The organism is Paenibacillus sp. MMS18-CY102, from assembly GCF_009789195.1.
In the GTDB taxonomy this organism is placed as follows: Bacteria; Bacillota; Bacilli; order Paenibacillales; family Paenibacillaceae; genus Paenibacillus_T.
Map to the genome: position 1 here is coordinate 1 of NZ_WSTC01000048.1, position 18,049 is coordinate 18,049.

General features: G+C 54.0%; 15 protein-coding genes. All 15 read right to left on the bottom strand.

The window, feature by feature from the left end:
• Positions 1–306 precede the first annotated feature (306 nt).
• Positions 307–1,305, bottom strand: coding sequence for an inorganic phosphate transporter (locus GON22_RS23710; protein ID WP_160398571.1), 999 nt, complete (start codon positions 1,303–1,305; stop codon positions 307–309).
• A 17-nt stretch (positions 1,306–1,322) separates the two neighbouring features.
• A complete protein-coding gene (locus GON22_RS23715) occupies positions 1,323–1,937 on the bottom strand; it encodes a DUF47 domain-containing protein (protein ID WP_160398572.1) in 615 nt (204 codons plus the stop codon).
• Positions 1,938–2,117: 180 nt separating this feature from the next.
• Positions 2,118–3,191, bottom strand: a complete 1,074-nt coding sequence (locus GON22_RS23720) for a DUF3048 domain-containing protein (RefSeq protein ID WP_160398573.1) — start codon at positions 3,189–3,191, stop codon at positions 2,118–2,120.
• Between the two features lie 333 nt (positions 3,192–3,524).
• Positions 3,525–4,340, bottom strand: coding sequence for an alpha/beta hydrolase (locus tag GON22_RS23725; protein WP_160398574.1), 816 nt, complete (start codon positions 4,338–4,340; stop codon positions 3,525–3,527).
• Positions 4,341–4,726: 386 nt separating this feature from the next.
• Positions 4,727–6,136, bottom strand: a complete 1,410-nt coding sequence (locus GON22_RS23730) for a sensor histidine kinase (protein WP_160398575.1) — start codon at positions 6,134–6,136, stop codon at positions 4,727–4,729.
• Positions 6,133–6,966: a response regulator transcription factor gene (locus tag GON22_RS23735; RefSeq protein WP_160398576.1), complete on the bottom strand. Its 834-nt coding sequence runs from the start codon at positions 6,964–6,966 to the stop codon at positions 6,133–6,135. The genes GON22_RS23730 and GON22_RS23735 overlap by 4 nt, the downstream gene beginning before the upstream one ends.
• Before the next feature lie 17 nt (positions 6,967–6,983).
• A complete protein-coding gene (locus GON22_RS23740) occupies positions 6,984–8,441 on the bottom strand; it encodes an FG-GAP repeat domain-containing protein (protein WP_160398577.1) in 1,458 nt (485 codons plus the stop codon).
• Between the two features lie 182 nt (positions 8,442–8,623).
• Positions 8,624–9,889 carry a phosphoribosylamine--glycine ligase gene (purD, locus tag GON22_RS23745; protein ID WP_160398578.1) on the bottom strand — a complete coding sequence of 422 codons (1,266 nt, stop codon included), beginning with the start codon at positions 9,887–9,889 and terminating at the stop codon, positions 8,624–8,626.
• Between the two features lie 117 nt (positions 9,890–10,006).
• Entirely contained in the window at positions 10,007–11,554 is a 1,548-nt protein-coding gene (gene purH, locus GON22_RS23750) for a bifunctional phosphoribosylaminoimidazolecarboxamide formyltransferase/IMP cyclohydrolase (RefSeq protein ID WP_160398579.1), read from the bottom strand.
• Between the two features lie 92 nt (positions 11,555–11,646).
• Positions 11,647–12,255, bottom strand: a complete 609-nt coding sequence (purN, locus tag GON22_RS23755) for a phosphoribosylglycinamide formyltransferase (RefSeq protein WP_160398580.1) — start codon at positions 12,253–12,255, stop codon at positions 11,647–11,649.
• Complete coding sequence (gene purM, locus GON22_RS23760) at positions 12,255–13,301, bottom strand: phosphoribosylformylglycinamidine cyclo-ligase (protein ID WP_160398581.1); 1,047 nt, start codon at positions 13,299–13,301, stop codon at positions 12,255–12,257. Before purM ends, purN begins: the two co-directional genes overlap by 1 nt.
• Positions 13,302–13,388: 87 nt before the next feature.
• A complete protein-coding gene (gene purF / locus GON22_RS23765; protein WP_160398582.1) occupies positions 13,389–14,870 on the bottom strand; it encodes an amidophosphoribosyltransferase in 1,482 nt (493 codons plus the stop codon).
• Positions 14,855–17,101 (bottom strand): phosphoribosylformylglycinamidine synthase subunit PurL, encoded by a 2,247-nt coding sequence (gene purL / locus GON22_RS23770; RefSeq protein ID WP_160398583.1) that lies wholly within the window; start codon positions 17,099–17,101, stop codon positions 14,855–14,857. Before purL ends, purF begins: the two co-directional genes overlap by 16 nt.
• Positions 17,079–17,774 carry a phosphoribosylformylglycinamidine synthase subunit PurQ gene (gene purQ / locus GON22_RS23775; protein WP_160398584.1) on the bottom strand — a complete coding sequence of 232 codons (696 nt, stop codon included), beginning with the start codon at positions 17,772–17,774 and terminating at the stop codon, positions 17,079–17,081. Before purQ ends, purL begins: the two co-directional genes overlap by 23 nt.
• A 3-nt stretch (positions 17,775–17,777) precedes the next feature.
• The gene (purS, locus tag GON22_RS23780; RefSeq protein ID WP_160398585.1) at positions 17,778–18,020 is read right to left on the bottom strand and encodes a phosphoribosylformylglycinamidine synthase subunit PurS; all 243 of its coding nucleotides are present in this window, start codon (positions 18,018–18,020) and stop codon (positions 17,778–17,780) included.
• Positions 18,021–18,049: the final 29 nt, after the last annotated feature.

The following is an 18,049-nucleotide window of genomic DNA, read 5'->3' on the forward strand; positions in this document are numbered from 1 at the left end:
CACTATCCTTAACCCTATTCGTTCGTGCACTTCGACACCATCATTTGTCTCCCGAATGGAGAGTAGCACTCTCTTCTTATTCGTTCACTTTTCCATTTCCAGATTCTTGATAATCAACAGACCTGCATGAAATGCAATGGGAGCCATCGTGGCAGACCACTCCCGCCTTTTCCGTTGTACAGAATGCAATGGCAGGGCAAATCAAAAGCAAAAGCCGCTGGCTCCCGCCGGACCGCCTATAGTTCGAACCAAATAAAAAAGCTGCCCTAAAAGTCTAATGACTTTCGGGACAGCCCCCTTGCCTATTTACAGGAACAGCTTGATGATTTGGAAAATGCCTCCCGCAATGACCATCGAGATCGGAATCGTAATAACCCACGATACGACGATTTTGCCAGCCATGCCCCACTTGACGCTCGAGAAGCGCTTCGCGCTGCCAACGCCGAGAATCGATGACGTGATAACATGCGTCGAACTAATCGGGTATTCCGCAGCAGTAGCAGTCAAGATGACCGCGGCAGACGAAATGTCAGCTGAGAAGCCGTTGATCGGCTCGATTTTGAAAATCTTCGTGCCCATCGTCTTGATGATCTTGTAACCGCCGATTGAAGTGCCGAGTGCCATAGCCAGCGCAGCCGATACTTTAACCCACAACGGCACGTTGTCCGTCTCTTGCACATTAGCAGCCATGAGTGCGAATACGATAATGCCCATCGCCTTCTGTGCGTCATTCGTGCCGTGCGAGAACGATTGAATCGCTGCCGTAGCCACTTGGCTATAGCGGAAGCCTTTGTTTACCTTATGTGGGCTCGACTTGGCAAAGATCATCTTCAAAACCCACATGACGATGAAACCGATCGTGAACGCGATGAGCGGCGACAGGATGAGCCATTTGATAATGGATGTGAAGCCCCCCGCATTAATGCCATCCCAGCCTTCGGCTGAAATAACGGCGCCCGCCAGCGAGCCAATCAGCGTATGGGAAGAAGAGGACGGAATGCCGAACCACCATGTAAGCAAGTTCCAAAGGATAGCTGAGATTAGCGCTGCAATGACGATATACACGCCATGTTGAAGCTCCGCTGGATTGGCGATGCTGCCGCCCAGCTTCTTGGCAACGCCAGTAAACGTAATGGCACCAACGAAGTTCATGACTGCGGCCATCAAGATGGCTACGCGCGGTTTTAATGCACGGGTCGATACCGTCGTTGCGATTGCATTCGCTGTATCATGGAATCCGTTAATAAAGTCGAAGGCAAGCGCCAGAAATATAACAATGCCGAGAACTATGTATGGTACTTCCATATTATCGCCCTGCCCCTCTAGCTATTACGCATGATGATTGTTTCGAGGGTGTTAGCGACGTCCTCGCAGTAGTCGGTCGTTTGTTCCAAGCGCTCGTAAATCTCTTTGCGCTTAATTAGTTCAATCGGATCTTTGACGTTCTTGAACAGGTTCGTGATGCTCACGCGCAGCAGATCGTCCGCTTGGTTCTCAAGCTCGTTGATGGCGATATTCGGCTCGCGCATCGCCAGCAGCTTCTTCTCCGTCAGCAGGTAGATTGCTTTCTTGATCTGGTGCGAGGAACGAACGAGATTGTCGGCGAATAGCGCGATATATTCGTCATGCTCCTTGATTTGATACATTTCAAAACGGGAAGCGCACGCTTCAATGCCGTCCAATACATCGTCGAGCGATGTTGTGAGCGCCATGATGTCCTCGCGTTCGATTGGCGTGATGAACGTTTTGTTCAGCTCCGTCAAGATCGTGTGCGTGTACTTGTCGCATTGCGTCTCGTAGTTTTTCATTTGCTTAGCGAATTCTGTCACATCTTGTAGATTCGTGACGTGCTTGCCGAAGTATTCGACTGCAACAACGAGCGTGTCCGCCATTTCTTCTAGCGTTTTGAAAAAGATATCCTTCTTGTTAAAGAACATACTCAATCCCCTTCGTCGATCGGAAATATGCTGATTCAGCGTGCCGATTCAAGTTCAACTTCCCTATCTTACCACGCTCGAATAGACATTGTTAAGGTTTCGTAAAGGATTTAACACTCCGTTAACAAATTTAACAATTTAGAGCTTCTTCATTTACAGCCTTCCCCGATTCGACAAATTTCACCCAAATTCCACATGCTCGGCAAAAGTCGGGTTATTCGGCACGATGTGATAGTATACTTTGCCCGGAATAAACGGCAGTTCCTTGCCATCCTTCATGATCCGAATGACGTCCTTGCCCGCACGTTTCCACTCGCAGGTTACCTCTTGCCCGTTCTGGAACAGAATCGCAGGGCCGCCCGATGAGAGGTCCACCTTCAGCCGGCCGTAATCGTCATACACCTGATGTTTTGCCCCCAGTACCACGACGTTCGGCGCAGACAGCTGCTCTTTATTGTTCAGGTCAATATGCGGCGCATCGTTGATGGATCTCAGATACACCTTGCGTGCCGCATCGTACGCATAGCTAACCTTATAATCCTTCATCAGAAAATGAATATCCAGCTTCGTCGCAGGTCCATCATACGTGCCCGCGCCGCCATCCGCGAACGTGAACGAAGGGATCGCAACGCTGCTCTCGTACTTCCGCTTCTCTGCCCCCGCATGCATTTTCTCCAGGGTCGAGTACAGATTATGCGGCGCTTTACGCGTCTTATCCCGGTAGAAGTAGGCGCCTGCGTTCGTAATTTCGTCTAGATCCTGTTTGTGCTGCCGTTGCAAAATCGCGAACGCGTCATTGCTCGCGCCGGCATGCACAAGTACGCCATGGTATAGCTCGCCCAGCTCAATTAAGTAAGGGCGGATGCTTCGAATCGGGCCGATAGGCTCCTTGGACTCCGAGCTTTGGAAAATCGCCACAAGGCGCGTAATGCCGCCCTCTGCGAGCACCTCCCATATGACATCCGCCTGCGTCAGGCCCGATTGCGGGCGCGCCGCTTTATAGTTGTTCACCATAACGGCCATCGGGCGCTGCACCGCTTCCTTCTCAAGCGGAAGCCCAGTAAGCGGCGCGCTGAACGCCCCCGTCGCAGCTGGAGGCTCCGCCGTCTCTGGCTTTTGCTCCGGTGTCTTATTCCCTTCATCGATTGGAGCCGTCACCGGCGCATCAGTTGGTTGCTTATCGTTGCTGCAAGCGGTTACGGCTAGCGCAGCAGCTAATAGTATCGCTATGAAGGCTTGCTTTCGTTTCATCATTATGGCATTCCACCTTTTGTAGGAATCGTCGTCTTTACCATTTAACCACATTCGAGGGGGGCTTGTCTTGCAAGCAGCTGGCTAGGAGGGATTGGATGTCAGCCCAGTCTCGCCAATCCTCTTCCGACCGGATAGGGCAGGTTTTTCTTCCCTATTCACTCTCCCACACGTTTTCCGACCGGACAGGGGAGGTTTTTCTTCCCTATTCACTCTGCCACCCGCGCGCCAACTGAATTGGGCACATATTTCTACGTAAAAAAAGCCGCCGAGACTTCTCGGCAGCCAAAGCCTTCGATAAAACGAAGGCCCCCGTTCTATGCTACATAACTTTCGTTAAATGCTCCAGTGATGCCACTCCTCATGGCGGCGATCCAGCCCCGCAAGCCAGCTCGTCGTTACGCCAATCGCTTCCTCCTGATGTTTGCGCGTCGAGTACGTATGGTCCGCCTGAAAAATGATCTCTTTGTCGCAAATGCCATCCCCGCGCGTCCATAATACTTTCTGGTACAAGAAGCTGTAATCAGCTGGGATAACGTCGTCACTCGTGCCATGCACGAGCAGCACGTCGCCGCCGAAACGCGGCGCTTCCTGGAACGGCTGATGCTCCTGCAAGGAATCGAAAAATACCGGCTTAAGCGTGAAGCCCGTGTAATCGGTGCTGCCGCTTTGGATCGCCTCATCATATCCCGACCTGCCGACGATGCGTACGATATCCGTGAATGGATAAGCGACTGGAGACCACAAGACGAGCCGCTTCACGCGGCGGTCCCGCACAGATGTCAGCAGCGCTGTAGCGCCGCCAAGCGAATGGCCTAAGAGGACGACGCGCTGCAGGTCAACCGTATCCATGGATGTTACATAATCGATTGCCGTTCGCGTCTGCGCGATCATCGATTCTAGGCCAAGCTCGCCATAATCGCCGTCGCTTTCCCCGCAACCGCCGTAATCAAAGCGCAGGACATAAGCTCCATTGGCGGCGAGCGCACGCGCTGTTTTGACGAACAACCGATCAACGCCAATTCGGCTCCCTACGAACCCGTGGCAAATAATGATAGCCGGATGCTTCCCATTATCCGAACCTCCCGTTGGATAGTGGAGCGTTCCCGTCAAATGTAAGTTCTCATGCTTCAACGTCAGCTGTTTCTCCATCTGCCATCCCTCCGGCCTTTTTCTATATGAATCATTTCGAACATTTATATTGTTTATTATTCCTACCCGTTTAGTATGAATTAACTGTTTAGATCATACCATCATCTTCCTCCCGTTGTCAACGGGCATCATTCATCCCTTGGCACAGGCGGATAGCTTTTCTTTAGCGGATCATACTAACATTACATCACAGCGTGGAGGAGGTGACGGCAAATGCCCGCATGGATGGAATGGGTCATGCAGCATTGGGTGTCCAGTCTGCTGGTGTTCGGGCTGCTTGTAGCGGTCGTTTATGTGTTCAGCAACCGAACCTCTTTATTCTACAAAGAGTAATAAGAGTAAACGGGCTATCCGTTTACTCTTATTTTATGCTTATCTATAGGGTCTCATCCGCCGCCAGCCGTTTCCGGCTCAGCAGGGAAGCGATATAACGGAATGCGAATCGTCACAATCGTTCCCGCTCCCAGCTCGCTTACTAGCGCCATGCTTCCGCCATGCAGCACGATGATTTCGTGGCAGATCGCAAGCCCGAGCCCGCTGCCCTGTTTGGCCGAATCGCCTTTATAAAATTTGTCCGTCACATGCGGCAGATGGTCCGGGGCAATGCCTGTACCCGTATCAGCAATCGTAATAACGGCTTCATGGCCAACTGCCCCCGTTGTGACGCGAATGGAACCGCCGCGCGGCGTAAATTTGTATGCATTATCGATAAGGTTAATAAACACTTGCTTCAGCCGATTCACATCGCCATGCACCATAAGCGGTTCCGATGCGACAGATGCGTGCAGGAGAACGCCCGTCGCTTCCTGGCGGACACCTAGCTGCTTGACCGTCTCCTTTACTGGCTGATTCAAATCCAACAGGTCAGGATGCAGCTCTATGCTGCGGTCGTACAGCTTGGAGAAGTCGAGCAAATCCTCGACCAGCCCGTGAAGGCGCTCCGTTTCTTGGCTAATAACCGCGAGCCCCATCTCCAGCTCCTCGCGATCCGTCTCATCGCCAGCTAACGTTTCGCTCCAGCCTTTGATAGACGTCAGCGGCGTGCGCAGTTCATGCGAGATCGACGATATAAAATCATTTTTCAGCTGCTCGCGCCTCGTAAGCTGCGCCGCCAGCGTATTGAGCGTCTCCGCCAGCTGCCCGATTTCATCTGCGCTTCGCGGCACTGCCCGACGCTGCCAATCACCGTCTGCCATCTGCCGCGCTGCAAAGGTTAACTCACGGATCGGCTTAACGATTCGTTTCGCCATCCATAAGCTCACGCCCAGAAACAGCAGCACGACCGCAGCAGCTGTCAGCAGCGTAAGCCCAATAATGCGAGCCACGACATCGTCAATGCGCTCCAAGGAAGCTGTGTAGCGCACAAGCCCGACGACTAGCTGCCCAGATTGCACGGGAACAGTGGCCGCTACGATATGCTTGCCGTTTTCACTGCCGCGCCAGGTGCCAGATTTGCCGCCCATTGCCGCCTCGACATCTAGCGTATGGACCGGGTCCCCGCCTGCTTGGCCGTCCGTATCCATTACCGGCTTGCCATTGGGGTCAAGCAGCTGAATGCGATAAGAATCCCCTTTCAAATTGCCCATCATATAAACGACGCGTTCGCGAGCCATCTGCATGCCCATCATGCGACCGTGCACTGCTAAATCGCTCTCTGCACGCCGGGAGACCGCGCTCGTCGCGCTGCCGTAATAGTAGTTCCATATAAGCGCAATAAAGATCGAGCCAAGCAAGCCCGATACGAGCACGATCAGAATCAAGTAGCTCCATGCCATTCGAACCTTCAAGCTTCTCATTGCGTCGGCACATCCCGTTTCCAACGGTAGCCGAAACCCCATACCGTCTCTAGATAAGCAGGCGTGGAAGGATCGTCCTCGATTTTTTGGCGAATGCGGCGAATGTTAACGTCTACGACCTTTAAGTCCCCGACATAATAGCGCCCCCATACCTCGCTCAAAATATCATCGCGGCTCACGCTCTCATTGGGCCGTTCCATCAGCAGCTTAAGCAGCGTCCATTCCGTCGGCGTCAGCACGATCTCCGCACCATGCTTATATAGCTTCCGCTCGCCGATCGCGAGGCGGAAAGGCTGTTCAACAGTTGCCTCGGCTGGCTGCTTGAGGGGAGAGCCTGCTTCGTTCGCAAGCCGCGGTTCGACGCCGCCGCCCGCCTGCTGAACGTGATCGTTCGCCAGAACCGTTTGAGCGCCCCCCAATTGGGCTACGCTCGCTTCGTTCGCAGCCCCTCTTTCCCCCTTAATCGGCTGCATACGGCGATACAGCGACTGAATCCGTGCGATTAGCTCCCCTGGGCTGAATGGCTTCTGCACGTAATCGTCTGCCCCTAGCTCCAGCCCGTATATTTTGTCCGCCTCCTGCGACTTCGCCGTTAACATAATGATGCCCATGCGCGGATATTGCGCCCGCAGCACGCTTAGCACCTCGAAACCGCTTATCGTCGGCAGCATCACATCGAGCAACGCGATATCAAATGGCCCCGCTTCCGCAGCAAGCGCAATCGCTTCCTCGCCTGTGCCTGCTTCCACGACCGTCATATCATTTCGTTTCAAATTAATCCGGACAAACCCGCGTATCGCTTCTTCATCCTCCAGCAGCAAAATGTTCATGTACGGTTCCCCTCCGGCTACGGCCGTTCCATCACTTGAAGTCGTTGGCTCAGCTCATTCTCGTCTAATAACATCGCTTGAAAAGCATCCTTCTCCCGTTGGCCCCAGCTCTCCGGCGGCATGCCGTATACAGCGATATACACCATCCCAGAAGCGGCAAGCAGCCGCGCATAGGCTTGGCCATCCTTCTCCAGCCCGTCCTTCGCTTCCTCCCAATGTGCCGCTGGTATCGCTAATAGATCGAATAGGCGAGCTCTAGTGCCGGACTGCGGCTCATACATTTGAATCTGAATGCCCATATCACGGGATGGACCATCCAAGTTAGCTATCGTAAAATGATTGCCCCACTGCTCGGGAATTCGCAGCATAACGCCCATCCCGAAATTTTCATACATCCGCTGAACGACAGGGAAAGCGCCCTTTCCGTCCCATTGGAGGTAATCTTGGAAGGTAATCATATTGCTGTATGGGGTATCTTCGGGCTGCCCGGGCGCCGTTCGCTCCGCAGCAAAGTCTAGAATGCCATCCCCATTGCCATCGCCTCCCGTGACGGATAAAAAATAGGTCTCGACGATGTCGGAATTTTGGCTAATTGCCTCATTCGGGTATACTTGCCGCAGCTGTCCAGCTTGTCCACCCTGGACCGTCTTCCCTCCCGCATGCCCCTCTGCCGCTTCGTCCCATGCGTACATGTACACCGCCTCGGTATGTGCCCCCAGCGAAGCTTGCAGCATGACACCTCTATGGCCACTAGATACTTTACCGATCCGCATATCAAAATAGCCGTTCACGCCCCCATCAGCAGGAGCCGCCGCTATTCGCTTCAAGCCAGAAGGTTCCATCCGGTACACCGCAAGGCTCGCCTCCATCTTCTCACTGTCCTGCTGGACAATTACAAGCTCCTTGCGGCCGTCTCCATCCAGATCACCGTCTTCAATAAGGGAATACGCCAGCTCGGCAGTTGGTTTAAGCACTCCCCCCGCCTTCGTTCCCGATTGATGCGCATTATAAATATAGAGCGTCCGCTGGTTAAGCTCGTAGCTATTGAAGCCAACCAGCAGCTCAGGCGCCCCATCATGATTAAGGTCGGACAGCTCTAGCCAATCGATGCCAAATGATGAGTTCTCCTCTATCGTTGCCCAGCCACCCCAGCGCCCGCTTGCTTTATCCTTATGAAGCAGCAACACCTTCGACTGTTCGCTATCATCCTTATAGGTTACGACTGCTTCCAGTTGCCCGTCGCCGTCCAGATCCGCTTGCCTAATAGCCCGAAGCTGCTGTTCACGATCAACCAGCGCCAACGACGCATTAGCTGGCAACGACTGGCGTACGGCCTTCGTAAGCTCCTCATCCGCCCCATGTATGGGGAGCAATAGATCCGCAGGCGCTGACCGCATGCTGCAGGCGGATGCCACAAGGCCCATTCCTAGCATAATAATCGCTAACGCTGCCTTGCGCACTCTGCTTATTCCCATTCCCTTTCCTCCTAACACCAGCTAGCGCAATGGCCGCCAGCAAGCACACCTTACCATTTCCCTTCTTTGCTTCATCCTAAACGATGGCGGCAGCTATAGCGTTACAAAACGGTTACACCCCGCCAGTGTAAAAAAAAAAGCCCGCCCAGCCGCTAAGCAGCCAGACGAGCTTCTCACATCAATTAACGCAGCGCTTTCATCGCAATGTCCGAACGGCAATGCATGCCTTCGAACTTGATGACGCTAATCGCTTCGTACGCGCGAGCGCGCGCTTCTGCGATATCGCTGCCACGGCCAACGACGCCTAGCACGCGTCCGCCATTGGTTACAACTTCGCCATCCTTGAATGCTGTACCCGCGTGGAACACGAGCGCCCCTTGCGCCTCAGCAGCGGCGATGCCTGCAATAACGCGGTCTTTCGGATACGATGCCGGGTATCCCTCGGATGCCAATACGACGCATACCGATGCTTGGTCATCCCATTGGATGTCCAACTGGTCAAGACGGCCGTTGATCGCTGCAAGAATAATATCGACCAGGTCGGTCTTAAGGCGCGGAAGGACTACCTGCGTTTCCGGATCGCCCATGCGTGCGTTAAACTCGATCGTTTTGGTGCCGTCCTTCGTCATGATCAGGCCAGCGAATAGTACGCCGCGGAACGGACGGCCTTCGCTAACCATCGCTTTTGCAGTCGGCTTAATGATGTTCTCAATCGCTTCATCGATAATCGATTGCTCGATGTGCGGCAGTGGCGTGTATGTGCCCATGCCGCCCGTATTCGGGCCTTGGTCGTTATCGTAAACTTGCTTATGGTCCTGTGCTGGCACCATTGCGCGTACCGTCTCTCCGTCTACGAATGCCAGAATGGACATTTCTTGGCCAGAGAGGAACTCCTCGATGACGACTTGGTTGCCGGAATCGCCGAACACCTTCTCAACCATCATGGCGCGAAGCGCTTGCTCTGCCTCTTCGAGCGTAGCGGCAACCGTTACGCCCTTGCCTGCTGCAAGGCCGTCTGCTTTAATGACGATTGGCGCCTCTTGTTGATGGAGATAAGCCAGCGCAGTTTCAAAGTCTGTGAACGTCTCGTATTTCGCTGTAGGAATGTTATATTTCTTCAGCAAATCCTTCATAAAGATCTTGCTGCCTTCAATCTCAGCGGCGTTCTTGCGCGGCCCGAAGATCGGGATGTTCTTCGCTTCGAATGCATCAACGATGCCGTCTGCCAGCGGATCATCTGGCCCAACAACAACGAGATCGATTGCCGTATCGCATGCGAACTGAATCAGCTCGTCGAATTGGTTTACTTGAATCGGCACGCACTCCGCAACCTGCGCGATGCCTGCGTTACCTGGTGCACAATAAATCTCTTTTACTTTATCGCTCTTCTTGAGCGCCCATGCAATGGCGTGCTCGCGCCCGCCGCCGCCGATAACTAGAATCCGCATGAATTAACCTCCCGCAAAATTAACTGCTATATCGAAAACGGCCGTTTCTGCTGCGGCCACTATAATGAACGAACGGACGCCATGCCGCGCATGGCGTCCCTTCATTTGATTGTGTGCTTAGTGCTTGAAGTGGCGAACGCCTGTGAACACCATCGCGATGTTGTTTGCATTCGCAGCATCGATCGATTCTTGGTCTTTCACCGAGCCGCCAGGCTGGATGATCGCCGTAATGCCAGCTTTCGCCGCAGCTTCAACCGTATCGCCCATTGGGAAGAATGCATCGGATGCAAGCGCGGAACCTTGTGCCTTCTCGCCAGCTTGCTCGATTGCGATCTTAGCTGCACCTACGCGGTTCATTTGGCCTGCGCCAACGCCGATTGTCATGTTGTCTTTTGCCAGCAAAATCGCGTTCGATTTCACATGCTTCACGACTTTCCATCCGAACAGCAATTGCTTCAGCTCTTCTTCCGTCGGCTTGCGGTCCGTAACGAATTGCAGATCCGCTTCCGTCAGGGAGTGAACATCGCTCTCCTGTACGAGCATGCCGCCGTCTACCGACGTTACGAGCAGCTCTGGCTTGCGTTCGCCAGCTGCTTGCAGCTCGCCCAGCTTGAGCAGGCGAATGTTTTTCTTCTTCGTGAGAATTTCAAGCGCCTCTGGCGTGAAATCTGGCGCGATGACGATCTCAAGGAAGATCTCGCTCAGCAATTGCGCCGTATCCGCGCCGACCGTACGGTTAGCTGCAACGATGCCGCCGAAGATCGACGTTGGGTCAGCTGCGTATGCTTTTTGGTAAGCCTCATGGATATCGGTTCCGATGCCGACGCCGCAAGGGTTCATATGTTTAACCGCGACAACCGCTGGCTCGTTGAATTCCTTCACGATCGCAAGCGCAGCATTCGCGTCATTGATGTTGTTGTACGACAACTCTTTGCCGTGCAGCTGCTCAGCCGTCGTGATGTTGCCTGCTTGAGCAAGCGGCTTGCGGTAGAATGCCGCCGTTTGGTGCGGGTTCTCGCCATAACGAAGGTCTTGAACTTTCTCGTACGTTACGGTGTAACGCTCTGGCAGCGGAGTGCCCGTCTGCTTCGAGAGGTAGTCGCCGATGAGCGAGTCGTAAGCTGCCGTGTGGCGGAATACTTTAGCTGCTAAGCGTTTGCGCGTTTCGAGCGTCGTGTCTTGGCCCGCTTTCACTTCTTCCAGCACCGTTGCATAGTCGCTCGAATCCACAACTACCGTTACGAATGCATGGTTTTTGGCAGCCGAACGAAGCATCGTCGGCCCGCCGATGTCGATGTTTTCGATTGCATCATCATACGTTACGTCCGGCTTAGCAATCGTCTCTGCGAACGGATACAGGTTAACGATTACGATGTCGATGTAATCCAGGCCAAGATCCTTCATCGCTTGTTGATGCTCTTCGCTATCACGAACAGCGAGCAAGCCGCTGTGTACAGCTGGATGCAGCGTTTTTACGCGGCCATCAAGAATTTCTGGGAAGCCCGTTACGTCGGAGATGCCGATTACCGGCACGCCTTCTTTCTCCAACAGGCTTTTCGTGCCGCCCGTCGAAATCAATTGCACGCCCAAAGCTGCGAGTTCACGGGAAAAATCAACGATACCCGTTTTGTCCGATACACTAATTAACGCTCTGCGAATTGCCAACTTCGTCATCCTCCTCGAATCACTTCAATCGTTTTCATTTGTTGCTATCTATGGTCAAAAAGCTTTAAAAAAGCTCTGCACTCTCGCTTATATTAGCCGATCGTCACGCGGCGGCCGTCGAGCTTAACGCGTCCGCTGGCAATCTGCTGCACGGTCCACGGCAGCAATGCCTGCTCGGTGCCATGAATCCGCTCTGCGAGCGACGACTCGGTATCCTCGTCGGCTACCTCGACGGCCCGCTGCGCGATGATCGGCCCGCTGTCCAATCCGCCGTCCACGTAGTGGACCGTAACGCCGGTAAGCTTAACGCCATACTCAAATGCTTGCCCAATGCCATTGACGCCAGGGAATGCCGGCAGCAACGATGGGTGAACGTTGATCATCCGTCCGTAATAAGGTTCCACCAATACTGGCGTTATGATTCGCATGTATCCAGCAAGCACGATTAGTCCAACGCCGCGGCGCTCCAGCTCTGCCGCGATTTCCGTTTCGTACGCTTCGCGGGACGGGTAATCCTTAGGCTTGAAGATGAACGTATCGACGCCTGCTCGCTTGGCGCGCTCAACAACGGGTGCGGATGGCTTATCGCAAACCAAAAGCTCGATGATAACATCGAGCTTTTGGTCCCGCACCGCATCAACCAAGGCTTGAAAATTCGTGCCTTGGCCTGATGCAAATACAGCAATGCGCAATCCATTCATTAGACTTCTGCTCCCGTGAACGTCACGATGCGGTTGCCTGCTGTAACGTCACCGATCCGGTAAGCTTTCTCGCCTTGCTCTGCCAATACGCGAAGCGCTTCGTCCGCTTGTTCAGCAGGCACGATAACGACAAGGCCAACGCCCATGTTGAACGTCGTGAACATGTCGCGGTTCGTGATCTCGCCTTTGTTCTGCATGAGCGTGAAGATTGGTTGAATCGGCCATGTACCGTATTCTACGTTCACGTTTACGCCTTCTGGCAGCACGCGCGGGATGTTCTCGATAAAGCCGCCGCCCGTAATGTGCGCCATGCCTTTCACTTGAACCTTCTCAGCAAGTGCCAATGCAGATTTTACGTAAATTTTCGTTGGCTCGATCAGTACGTCGCCCAGCTTCGCGCCGCCCAGCTCTGGCAATGCATCCTGCAAGCCATAGCCGCTTTGCTCAAGCAGCAAACGGCGAACGAGCGAGTAGCCGTTGCTGTGAATGCCGCTGGAAGCTACACCGATAACCGCATCGCCAGGAGCGATCGTCGTGCCATCGATGATTTTCTTCTTGTCGACGATACCAACCGTGAAGCCTGCGATATCATATTCTTCGCCTTGATACATGCCTGGCATTTCAGCCGTTTCGCCGCCGATCAATGCACAGCCTGCTTGTTGGCAGCCGTCTGCAATCCCTTTAACGATAGCTTCGATTTTCTCCGGCTCTACTTTGCTGCAAGCGAGATAATCGAGGAAGAACAGCGGCTCTGCACCTTGTACGATAATATCGTTCACGCACATTGCTACTGCATCAACGCCGATCGTGTCATGCTTGTCCATCGCGAAGGCGATTTTCAGCTTGGTGCCTACGCCGTCTGTACCGGATACGAGAACCGGCTCCTCGTATTTGTCCTTGTTCAGGCCGAACAAGCCGCCGAAGCCGCCCAAGTCGGTGAGCACTTCTGGACGGAACGTCCGTTTCACATGCTTTTTCATCCGTTCGACTGCTTCGTTGCCTGCCGCGATATCGACGCCGGCTTCTTTGTAAGCTTCTGATGACACCTTCACGTCACTCCTTGTGATAAAATCATAAGCCCGCCGAGGCGGGCGCTATAGTGAAACAAACGAATAAATCCGTTCTGCGTGATGCTAGCAGCTGCAGCTCTTATCCGACTCTTCGTCAACCGGCGTTGGATAATGGTTGTTGAAGCAAGCCATGCAAAGCCCGCTGTCTTCCATATCGTTGCCGATGCCGACCGTGTCGACCAATCCTTCATCGCTTAAGAAATAGAGCGAGTCGGCATTAATCGCTTGGCGGATCTCTTCTACCGTCTTCGACGACGCAATCAGTTCCTTGCGGTCTGGCGTATCGATGCCATAATAACAAGGATTCGCGAATGGCGGCGAAGTAATGCGTACATGGACTTCCGTCGCGCCAGCTTCACGGAGCAGGTTGACGATGCGAAGCGATGTCGTGCCGCGTACGATCGAATCGTCGATCATGACGACGCGCTTGCCTTCGACGATTTTGCGAACCGCCGACAGCTTCATCTTAACGCCCTTCTCGCGAAGTTCTTGCGAAGGCTGGATGAACGTCCGGCCCGTGTACTTGTTCTTGATAAGCCCAAGCTCATAAGGGATGCCTGTCTGCTCGGCGTAGCCGATCGCAGCAGAGATCGAAGAATCCGGAACGCCTGTGACGATATCCGCATCGACGAACGATTCAAGCGCGAGGCGCTGTCCCATCCGCTTGCGCGTCATGTGCAGGTTCGCGCCATGAATGTCGCTGTCAGGGCGTGCGAAGTAGATATACTCCATCGCGCATACCGCTGGGCGCCCGCTGTTTGCGAACCGTTCCTCACGCATGCCCTCGCGGTCGAGAATGAGCATCTCGCCTGGCAAAATGTCACGCACGAATTCCGCGCCGATAACTTCGAATGCGCAAGTCTCCGACGAGAACACATAGCCGTCACCAAGCTTCGCCATTGCGAGCGGGCGAAGCCCGTTCGGGTCCGATGCGACGATCAGCTTGTCGTTGGTCATGATCAGGAAGGCGAAGCCGCCAACAATACGCGCAAGCGCGTCGCGAGCTGCCTCTACGAAATCCTTCTCCGACCGTGCGATTAAGTGGGCGATAACTTCCGTATCGCTCGACGTTTGGAAAATCGATCCTTTACGCTCGAGCTCTTGGCGAATTTCCGGCGCATTGACGATGTTGCCGTTCGTTGCAATCGCAAGATCGCCGTCACGATATTTGAAAATCAACGGCTGCGCGTTGGCCAAGCGGCTCTCGCCCGAGGTCGAGTACCGAACGTGGCCGATTGAACGGTCACCTGTTAGCGTTTCTAGCACATCCTGCGTGAATACTTCCTTCACAAGGCCCATGCCGCGGTGATAGTTGAAATTCCGGGGATTGTCGCTTTCCACCGTACAAATGCCCGAGCTTTCCTCGCCGCGATGCTGCAACGCATGCAGGCCGTAGTACGAGAGGGAGGACGCGTTCGGGCAATTAAACACGCCGAACACGCCGCACTCCTCACGCAGTTTGTCAAAAATATCGTCTCGTCCAATGCCTTCGTTGTAATGGTCTCCAGTCCACAGCGTTAACGGCTGCTTCACTTCATGAGACATGGGATCGCTTCCTTCCAGACCTTCTCCAATTCTGCAACCGGCGCCGCAACGCCTGGTTTGCCGTTCACGTTAACCTTGAGTGAGCCTACGCCCGTAACCGTACCGATTGCTGCGTGCACTACGCCTTGCTCTGCGAGCAATGCTTGCAGTTCAGCGGCCCTGTCTGGCTTCGCCGACAACAAAATGCGCGATTGCGATTCGCTGAACAATGCAAGGTCAGCGCGCAATTCCGTTGCGATGTTCACATCAGCGCCCAGCTTCGTGCCGAAGCAGGATTCTGCTACCGCTACTGCGATGCCGCCTTCGGACAGGTCATGCGCCGAAGCGACGAGGCCTGCGCGAATTGCTGCGAGCACAGCGCTTTGCGTACGCTTCTCGACTGCGAGGTCGATTTGCGGCGGACGGCCTTCGGACTTGCCTTGCAGTACGTATTGCAGCTCACTGCCGCCAAGCTCTGCTTTCGTCTCGCCGAGGAGAACGATAACGTCGCCTTCGGATTTGAACGATTGCGTCGTAATATGGTCGATGTCATGCACCAGGCCAACCATGCCGATTACCGGCGTTGGGTAGATTGCGCCTTTTGCATTCTCGTTGTACAAGGAAACGTTGCCGCCGATTACCGGCGTTTCGAGCGTTACGCAAGCTTCGCTCATGCCGTCAGCCGCTTTCTCGATTTGCCAGAATACTTCTGGTTTCTCCGGGCTGCCGAAGTTCAGGTTGTCCGTTACAGCAAGCGGCTCAGCGCCGGAGCACACGATGTTGCGCGCTGCTTCCGCTACTGCGATGCGTCCGCCTACTTCTGGATCGAGATATACGTAACGGCCGTTGCAATCCGTCGTCATCGCGAGCGCTTTGCGCGTGCCGCGAATCGTTACGACAGCTGCGTCCGAACCTGGCTGAACAGCCGTGCTCGTACGAACCATGTAATCGTATTGGTTGTAAACCCACTCTTTGCTCGACACTGTCGGGGAACCAAGCACTTGCTTCAGCGCGCCCGTCAGGTCCGTTACTTCTGGATAAGCAGCCGTATCGATCTTCGCGAACTCGCTGTAGTAAGCAGGCTCCTTCGATGGCTTCTCGTATACTGGGCACTCATCAACGAGCGCTTTAACCGGCATGTCCGCCACTTGCTCGCCTTTGTGGAACAAGCGAAGGCGGCCATCGTCCGTTACTTTGCCGACTTTCGTACAAATTACGCCCCAACGCTCGAAAATTTCTTTCGCTTGCGCTTCGTTTTCCGGCGTAACGACGAACAGCATCCGTTCTTGCGACTCGGAGAGCATCATTTCGTAAGGCGTCATGTCTTTCTCGCGCTGTGGCACTTCGTCGAGGTACAGCTCAAGGCCGTTGCCTGCTTTGGAAGCCATCTCTGCGGAAGAGCAAGTGAGGCCCGCTGCGCCCATGTCCTGGATGCCGACAACGATACCGGAGTTGATCAGCTCAAGCGTCGATTCCATAACGAGCTTCTCCATGAATGGATCGCCTACTTGCACGGCTGTTTTCTTCTCTTCGGATTCTTCGGACAGCTCAACGGAGGCGAACGTCGCACCGTGAATGCCGTCGCGGCCTGTTGCAGGGCCGACGTAGAATACTGGGTTGCCTACACCCTTCGCGACGCCGCGTTGGATCTTGTCATGATCGATCAAGCCGACGCACATTGCGTTAACGAGCGGGTTGCCCTCGTAGCTCTCGTCGAACATGACTTCGCCCGCTACCGTTGGGATACCGATACAGTTGCCGTAGCCGGCGATGCCGCTAACGACATTTTCGAACAAATATTTAACGCGGTCATTCTCAAGACGGCCGAAACGGAGGCTGTTAAGCAGCGCTACTGGACGTGCGCCCATCGAGAAAATGTCGCGGATAATGCCGCCTACACCCGTTGCAGCGCCTTGGTAAGGCTCAACTGCCGATGGATGGTTATGCGATTCGATTTTGAAAACAACCGCTTGGTTGTCGCCGATGTCCACGATGCCAGCGCCTTCGCCCGGCCCCATGAGTACCTTCGGTCCCGTGATCGGGAATTTTTTCAGGATCGGCTTGGAGTTTTTGTATGCACAATGCTCCGACCACATAACGCTGAATACGCCGATTTCCGTATAGTTCGGTTTACGATCGAGGAATCCGCAGATAAGCTCGTACTCGTAGTCGCTGACACCGAATTGCTGGTAGATCTTTTGGTCCGCGATTTGCTCTGCTGTTGGCTCCTTAGCCGTTAACTGCTGCGCCATGCTGTTCCCTCCATGCGTTCAAAATCGACGTAAACATGCGTTTGCCGTCTTCCGAGCCAAGAATTTGGTCAATCGCGCGCTCTGGATGCGGCATCATGCCGACCACGTTGCCGCGCTCGTTGCTAATGCCTGCGATGTCTTCTACGGAACCGTTCGGGTTCGCGCCCGCTTTGTAGCGGAATACGATCTGGTTGTTTGCTTTGAGCTGTGCCAGTGTCGCATCATCGCAGTAGTAGTTGCCTTCACCGTGCGCGATCGGAATATCGATAATCTCGCCTTGCGAATATTGGTTCGTAAATGCCGTACCGTTGTTCACGACTTCAAGCAGCGTGCTGTGGCAGCGGAATTTGAGATTCTCGTTGCGGAGCAGTGCGCCTGGCAGCAGGCCTGCCTCCGTCAAGATTTGGAACCCGTTGCAGATGCCGAGAACGAATTTGCCTTGCTCAGCAGCTTTCACAACTTCGTTCATAACCGGTGCGAAGCGTGCAATTGCGCCGCAGCGCAGGTAGTCGCCATAAGAGAAACCGCCCGGTACAAGAATCGCGTCATAGCTCGACAGGTCCGTTGCTGTGTGCCATACGTAGTCGACCTTTTGTCCAATCGTATCTTCTACCGCTTTGTAGCAGTCGATATCGCAGTTGGAACCTGGAAATACGATTACCGCAAATTTCACGTCTTAGCCCTCCAGTTCAAAACGATAGTCTTCAACGACCGTGTTCGCCAGCAGCTTCTCGCACATTGCTTTCAATTGCGCTTCTGCTTCTGCTTTATCGTTCGTGTCCAGTTGCAGCTCGAGGTATTTGCCAATGCGTACACTGCCTACTTCTGCGAAGCCCATTGTGTGGAGCGCGCCTTGAACAGCAGTTCCTTGCGGGTCCAATACGTTTTCCTTGATCGTCACGTAAACCGTTGCTTTCATGTCGTGATTCCTCCTAAAGGATAATAAGG

Bases quoted from the DNA above. Each gene is read 5' to 3' on its own strand.
- purD (WP_160398578.1), bottom strand. From the start codon at position 9,889: ATGCGGATTCTAGTTATCGGCGGCGGCGGGCGCGAGCACGCCATTGCA.
- purS (WP_160398585.1), bottom strand. From the start codon at position 18,020: ATGAAAGCAACGGTTTACGTGACGATCAAGGAAAACGTATTGGACCCG.
- GON22_RS23730 (WP_160398575.1), bottom strand. From the start codon at position 6,136: ATGAGAAGCTTGAAGGTTCGAATGGCATGGAGCTACTTGATTCTGATC.
- GON22_RS23720 (WP_160398573.1), bottom strand. From the start codon at position 3,191: ATGATGAAACGAAAGCAAGCCTTCATAGCGATACTATTAGCTGCTGCG.
- purL (WP_160398583.1), bottom strand. From the start codon at position 17,101: ATGGCGCAGCAGTTAACGGCTAAGGAGCCAACAGCAGAGCAAATCGCG.
- GON22_RS23735 (WP_160398576.1), bottom strand. From the start codon at position 6,966: ATGAACATTTTGCTGCTGGAGGATGAAGAAGCGATACGCGGGTTTGTC.
- purN (WP_160398580.1), bottom strand. From the start codon at position 12,255: ATGAATGGATTGCGCATTGCTGTATTTGCATCAGGCCAAGGCACGAAT.
- GON22_RS23740 (WP_160398577.1), bottom strand. From the start codon at position 8,441: ATGGGAATAAGCAGAGTGCGCAAGGCAGCGTTAGCGATTATTATGCTA.
- purF (WP_160398582.1), bottom strand. From the start codon at position 14,870: ATGTCTCATGAAGTGAAGCAGCCGTTAACGCTGTGGACTGGAGACCAT.
- GON22_RS23725 (WP_160398574.1), bottom strand. From the start codon at position 4,340: ATGGAGAAACAGCTGACGTTGAAGCATGAGAACTTACATTTGACGGGA.
- GON22_RS23710 (WP_160398571.1), bottom strand. From the start codon at position 1,305: ATGGAAGTACCATACATAGTTCTCGGCATTGTTATATTTCTGGCGCTT.
- GON22_RS23715 (WP_160398572.1), bottom strand. From the start codon at position 1,937: ATGTTCTTTAACAAGAAGGATATCTTTTTCAAAACGCTAGAAGAAATG.